The following is a 3,775-nucleotide window of genomic DNA, read 5'->3' as shown; positions in this document are numbered from 1 at the left end:
CCTCTCCGCAGCCCAGGCGCGGTACCACGGCGCACTCTCGCGGGCGGCGTGGGCTTTGCGCACCCGGATGCGCGCCGCCGTCAACAGCGCTTCATACTCGGCCACGCGGCGTTCGGCCTCCGTGAGGGTCAACAGAGGCAGATCGCGATCCTGCGCGGCGACTGCGATCCAGGAGGACGCCACCAGCATCACCACCCCGTTCACACGGAACCACAGCAGGAGCCCGATGAAGATGGCGAACGTGGCGAGCAGCGGGTTGGAGGGCGTGTAGCTCAGCAGGAATCCGGCCCCGTACTGGAGGATGGTCATCGCGCCGCCGCCGAGAAGCGCCCCCGGCCAGATCACGTGCCAGTGCAGTGACGTTCCCGTCAGGAAGCGCACCATCGCCGCCAGCGCCCCGGACATCAGGGCGAAGGACACCAGCACGGTGCCGATGCGGATGCTGATGTTGATCCCGTCGGAGCCGGAGTCCCACCCCAGCAGGCTGAGGAGCCAGCTCAGCACCGCCGCGCTGGCGGAGCTGAGCAGTGAGCCGACGACGAGAGAGACACCGAAGATCACGGCCGCCAGCAGGTCCCTGGCCTTCAGCAGCACGTAGCTGCGCCGGTCCGGCGGCAGGCCGAAGATGTCCCTCGTCGCCCGACGCGAGAACGTGACCCATCCGATGGCCGTCCAGATCACGGTGCCGAGGGCGATCAGACCGGTCACGCTCAGCAGCCCCGTGGTGTTGACCGCGATCTCCTGCACCTGTGCGGGCGTGAAGACACCGCCTTCAGGGAGGATCAGATTGGGGATGTAGCGGTTGATCATGGCGATCAGGCCATCCACCGCCTCCTCGCTGCCACCGAGCCAGAGCCCGGCGATCGCGAAGACGAGATAGATCGCCGCGAAGATCGCGAACAGCGCCTGATAGCTCACGCCCGCAGCGAGGAGGAATCCGTTGTGCTGCAGGAAATGGCGCCAGACCCGTACCGGGAACAGACCGAGGGTGCGCTGTGTCAGTGCGGTCGCGCGCTCGACGGCCGCATCGAGGCGACCGGACTCGGCCTCGGAGCCATCGGGTTCGGACACCTCCCCACCCTACCCAAGAGGTGGGGGCGAGGAGAGTGGTGGCGGATACGCGAACAGGCGGCCCCGGAAGGGACCGCCTGTTCGCATGTGACTGCAGAAGCGTCGTCAGGGACGCCCGCGGAGCACGGCCTGCTTGACCTCGGCGATGGCCTTGGTGACCTCGATGCCACGGGGGCATGCCTCGGAGCAGTTGAAGGTGGTGCGGCAGCGCCACACGCCTTCCTTGTCGTTGAGGATGTCGAGGCGGACCGCTGCGTTGTCATCGCGGGAGTCGAAGATGAAGCGGTGGGCGTTGACGATCGCGGCCGGGCCGAAGTACTGCCCGTCGGTCCAGAACACGGGGCAGGACGAGGTGCACGCGGCGCACAGGATGCACTTGGTGGTGTCGTCGAAGATCTCGCGGTCGGCGATGGACTGGATGCGCTCCTTGCCCTTCTCCGGCACGGAGCTGGCGACCAGGAACGGCTGCACCTCGCGGTACGACGCGAAGAACGGCTCCATGTCGACGACCAGGTCCTTCTCCAGCGGCAGGCCCTTGATCGCCTCGACGTAGATCGGCTTCGAGATGTCGAGGTCCTTGATCAGCGTCTTGCAGGCGAGGCGGTTGCGGCCGTTGATGCGCATGGCGTCGGAGCCGCAGATGCCGTGGGCGCAGGAGCGCCGGAACGTCAGGGAGCCGTCGACCTCCCACTTGATCTTGTGCAGGGCGTCGAGCACACGGTCGGTGGAGTAGAGCTCCACGTCGTAGTCGACCCAGTGCGGCTCGGCGTCGACCTCCGGGTTGAACCGGCGGATGTTGAACGTGACGACGAAGGACTGGATGCCGGTCTCCTCGGTCGTGTCGGCAGGTGCCTCTGCGATGGCGGTCGACATGCTCAGTACTTCCTCTCCATCGGCGGGTAGTTGAACTCGCCCTGCTCGTTCTTCGTGAAGACGACCGGCTTCCAGTCGAGCTTGATGTGATCGCTCGGCGTGGAGGAATGCGGGTCACCGGTCAGGTAGGCCATGGTGTGCTTCATGTACTTCTCGTCGTCGCGCTTCGGGAAGTCGTCGCGCATGTGTCCGCCGCGGCTCTCCTCGCGGTTCTGCGCGGCGTAGACGACGACCTCGGCGATGTCGAGGAGGAAGCCCAGCTCGACGGCTTCCAGCAGGTCGGTGTTGAACCGCTGGCCCTTGTCGTCGACGTGGACGTTCTTGTAGCGCTCACGCAGTTCGGCGATCACGCCGAGCACGTGCTGGAGGGAATCGTGCGTGCGGAAGACCTGCGCGCCCTTGTCCATCTCGTCCTGCAGGGTCTTGCGGAGCACGGCGATGCGCTCGGTGCCCTGGTTGTTGCGCAGGTCCTCGAGCATGCCCGACACGAATGCCGCCGGGTTCTCGGGGAGCGGCACGAACTCGGCGGTCTTGACGTACTCGACGGCGTTGCGGCCGGCACGCTTTCCGAAGACGTTGATGTCCAGGAGCGAGTTGGTGCCGAGGCGGTTCGCGCCGTGCACCGAGACGCAGGCGCACTCGCCGGCGGCGTAGAGGCCGGGGACGACGGTGGTGTTGTCCGCGAGCACCTCGCCGTCGTTGTTGGTCGGGATGCCGCCCATGGCGTAGTGCGCGGTGGGCATCACGGGCACGGGCTCGACGACCGGGTCGACGCCCAGGTACGTACGGGCGAACTCGGTGATGTCGGGGAGCTTGGTCTCGAGAACCTCGGCTCCCAGGTGCGTGCAGTCCAGCAGCACGTAGTCCTTGTGGGGACCGGCGCCACGGCCGTCGAGGACCTCCTGCACCATGCAGCGGGCGACGATGTCGCGCGGGGCGAGGTCCTTGATGGTCGGGGCGTAGCGCTCCATGAAGCGCTCACCCGAGGCGTTGCGCAGGATCGCGCCCTCTCCTCGTGCGCCCTCGGTGAGGAGGATGCCGAGACCGGCGAGGCCGGTCGGGTGGAACTGGAAGAACTCCAGGTCCTCGAGGGGGAGTCCCTTGCGCCACACGATGCCGACGCCGTCGCCGGTGAGAGTGTGCGCGTTCGAGGTCGTCTTGAAGATCTTGCCGAAACCGCCGGTCGCGAAGATCACGGCCTTGGCCTGGAAGACGTGCAGCTCGCCGGTCGCGAGATCGTAGGCGACGACGCCCGAGACCTGGGTCTTGCCGTCGGCGTCCTTCACCGTGAGCAGATCCAGGACGTAGAACTCGTTGAAGAAGTTGATGCCGAGCTTGACGCAGTTCTGGAACAGCGTCTGCAGGATCATGTGACCGGTGCGGTCGGCGGCGTAGCAGGCGCGGCGGACCGGGGTCTTGCCGTGCTCTGCGGTGTGCCCGCCGAAGCGGCGCTGGTCGATCTTGCCCTCGGGCGTGCGGTTGAAGGGGAGGCCCATGTTCTCGAGGTCGATGACCGCGTCGATGGCCTCCTTCGCGAGGATCTCGGCCGCGTCCTGGTCGACGAGGTAGTCACCGCCCTTGACGGTGTCGAAGGTGTGCCACTCCCAGGAGTCCTCTTCGACGTTCGCGAGGGCCGCCGCCATACCGCCCTGCGCCGCACCGGTGTGCGAGCGCGTGGGGTAGAGCTTGGAGATCACGGCGGTCTTTGCCCCGGGGCCCGCCTCGATGGCGGCACGCATGCCCGCCCCACCGGCTCCCACGATGACGATGTCGAACTGGTGGTAGTGCACGCCGTCACGGACGACGGAATCCTGCGTCTCGGTAGTCACTT

The 3,775-nt window shown here is 66.9% G+C and carries 3 protein-coding genes; all 3 read right to left on the bottom strand.

Translation table 11 applies throughout. From position 1 onward, the window contains the following. Window positions 1–1,071: YihY/virulence factor BrkB family protein (locus KZA10_RS09515; protein WP_218682747.1), on the bottom strand; the 1,071-nt coding region annotated here is incomplete at its 3' end. 105 nt (window positions 1,072–1,176) lie between these two features. Further along, window positions 1,177–1,944 carry a succinate dehydrogenase iron-sulfur subunit gene (locus tag KZA10_RS09510; RefSeq protein ID WP_218682746.1) on the bottom strand — a complete coding sequence of 256 codons (768 nt, stop codon included), beginning with the start codon at window positions 1,942–1,944 and terminating at the stop codon, window positions 1,177–1,179. Between the two features lie 2 nt (window positions 1,945–1,946). Beyond that, entirely contained in the window at window positions 1,947–3,773 is a 1,827-nt protein-coding gene (sdhA, locus tag KZA10_RS09505) for a succinate dehydrogenase flavoprotein subunit (RefSeq protein ID WP_017828463.1), read from the bottom strand. Between the last annotated feature and the right edge of the window lie 2 nt (window positions 3,774–3,775).

The sequence above is a fragment of the Microbacterium sp. BF1 genome, assembly GCF_019279095.1.
In the GTDB taxonomy this organism is placed as follows: Bacteria; Actinomycetota; Actinomycetes; order Actinomycetales; family Microbacteriaceae; genus Microbacterium; species Microbacterium maritypicum.
Note: the sequence above shows the minus strand (reverse complement) of the source record. Positions and strands in the feature narration are given on the sequence as shown.